Below are 2,125 nucleotides of genomic sequence, written 5' to 3' on the forward strand. Positions count from 1 at the left end.
ACGGCCGGGGGCGCGGACCTGGCGGCGACGGCCGGGTTCCTCGCGCAGGCCGCCGTACGGCGCACCCCGGTGCTGCTGGACGGGCTGCCGGTGTGCGCGGCCGCACTGCTCGCGGAGGAACTGGCCCCCGGCGCCCGCGAGTGGTGGTTCGCGGCGCACCGCTCACCCGAGCCGGCCCACACCCTCGCCCTGGAACACCTGGACCTCGACCCGATCGTCGACCTGGGCATCGCCGAGACCGGCGGCTACGGCGCCCTCACCGCCCTCCCCCTGCTGTCCACCGCGGCCCACCTGGGCGCGCAGGGTTCGCCGTGAAGGACCCCTTCCCTGCGTCCGGCGCCGTGAAGGACTCCTTGCCTGCGCGCGATGCAGGGAAGGAGTCCTTCACGGCACAACGGTGAGCGCCCGGCTCAGCCGAGCGGGTGCAGCCAGCCGTGCGGGTCGGGCTTGGTGCCGTCCTGGATTCCGGTGAGTTCCCCGCGCAGTCGCATGGTGATCTCGCCCGGGTTCCCGTCCCCGATCGTGAACTCACCACCCGTGTGCCGGACCCGGCCCACCGGGGTGATCACCGCCGCCGTGCCGCAGGCGAACACCTCGGTCAGCTCACCGGAGCGGGCCGCCTTCTCCCACTCCTCGGTGGAGATGCGCCGCTCCTCGACCGGGTAGCCGAAGTCCGAGGCGAGCTTGATCAGCGAGTCCCGGGTGACCCCGGGCAGCAGCGCCCCGCTCAGTTCCGGGGTCACCAGCCGCGCGTCGGCCCCCGAGCCGAAGACGAAGAACAGGTTCATCCCGCCCATTTCCTCGACCCACCGGTGCTCGGCGGCATCCAGCCAGACGACCTGGTCGCATCCCTGCTCGACCGCCTCCCGCTGGGCCACGAACGAGGCGGCGTAGTTGCCCGCGCACTTGGCCTCCCCGGTGCCGCCCGGCGCCGCCCGCACGTATTCGGTGGACAGCCACACGCTGACCGGCTGCACACCGCCCGCGAAGTAGGATCCGGCGGGCGAGGCGATCAGGGTGTAGAGGTAGCTCTGCGACGGGTGGTTCACGCCGAGCCCGACATCGGTCGCGATCATGAACGGACGCAGGTAGAGCGAGTCGCCCCGGTTGGTCGGCACCCACCGTTCGTCCACCGAGACCAGCTCGTTCAACGAGCCGAGGAACAGCTCGTCGGACAGTTCGGGCATCGCCATCCGGCGGGCGGAGCGGCGGAACCGGGCGGCGTTCGCGTCCGGACGGAATGCCTGCACGGACCCGTCCGGCCCGCGGTAGGCCTTGAGCCCTTCGAAGATCGCCTGCCCGTAGTGCAGCACCGCGGTGGCCGGGTCCAGCGTGAGCTGCTCGTACGGCCGCAGCTCGGCGTCGTGCCAGCCGCGCTCCGCGGTCCAGGTGGCGGTGACCATGTGGTCGGTGAAACTCAACCCGAATCCCGGTTTCGCCAGTACCTGCGCCACCCGCTCGGCCGGGGCGGGTCGGGTGCTGGGTGTGCGGCGGAACGGGATCGCGGTAGTCATGGCGCACAGCATATCGCTGACGTAGGACACCGGAACATCGCTCGTCCTACGATCTCCGCCGCCGGTCGCGCGGCCTCCCGGCACCCCGGTCGCGGGTGCCTCCGGGGTGCCGGGCGGGCCGGGATCGGACGATCCACCCCCACGGGCGGCGGCCGGCCTCTACGATGTGCGCGTGACTTCCCAGCCTGCGCCCACGACCGGCTCCGCCGGCGCCAAGACGTTCGTCACCGCGACCATGCTCACGTTCACCGGCGGGATGCTGGTGCTCATCGGCTACATCATGGTCGGCGGCTTCGGCATCTTCCTCGGCCTCGTCGGCGCCGTCTTCGGCGTGCTGTGGTGGAAGGACCTGCACGACGGGGTGATCCCCGCGCAGCTGCCCACGAAAGCGGTGGCGCTGCTGACCCTGACCGGTCTGGCACTGTTCGGACTCGCCGTCGCCATGGCCTGACGGATCCGCGCGGGCACGCCGGGGCGGTCACCGCCGCGCACCGGTGAGACCGGCGTGGATCCACCGCACGAGGAACAGCGCCCCGGCGGCGACCAACGCGGCGGTGACCGGCACCAGCGCGGCCACCGTCCCGACCACGAGGGCCACCGTCCCGACCCGC

The 2,125-nt window shown here is 72.4% G+C and carries 3 protein-coding genes; 2 read left to right on the top strand and 1 reads right to left on the bottom strand.

Translation table 11 applies throughout. The annotated features are described in order from the left end of the window. The coding region (locus SACPADRAFT_RS0213170) for a nicotinate-nucleotide--dimethylbenzimidazole phosphoribosyltransferase (protein WP_007027374.1) at nt 1-315 on the top strand (315 nt) is incomplete at its 5' end. A gap of 95 nt (nt 316-410) precedes the next feature. On the opposite strand, the gene SACPADRAFT_RS0213175 is transcribed toward SACPADRAFT_RS0213170, so the two are convergent. Continuing rightward, nucleotides 411-1,514, bottom strand: a complete 1,104-nt coding sequence (locus SACPADRAFT_RS0213175; RefSeq protein WP_028662442.1) for a branched-chain amino acid aminotransferase — start codon at nt 1,512-1,514, stop codon at nt 411-413. A gap of 172 nt (nt 1,515-1,686) precedes the next feature. Here SACPADRAFT_RS0213175 and SACPADRAFT_RS0213180 point away from each other — a divergent pair, with 172 nt between their 5' ends. Next, entirely contained in the window at nt 1,687-1,965 is a 279-nt protein-coding gene (locus tag SACPADRAFT_RS0213180) for a hypothetical protein (protein WP_040924329.1), read from the top strand. Nucleotides 1,966-2,125: the final 160 nt, after the last annotated feature.

Origin of the sequence: Saccharomonospora iraqiensis subsp. paurometabolica YIM 90007 (assembly GCF_000231035.2) — a bacterium.
GTDB lineage: Bacteria > Actinomycetota > Actinomycetes > Mycobacteriales > Pseudonocardiaceae > Saccharomonospora > Saccharomonospora paurometabolica.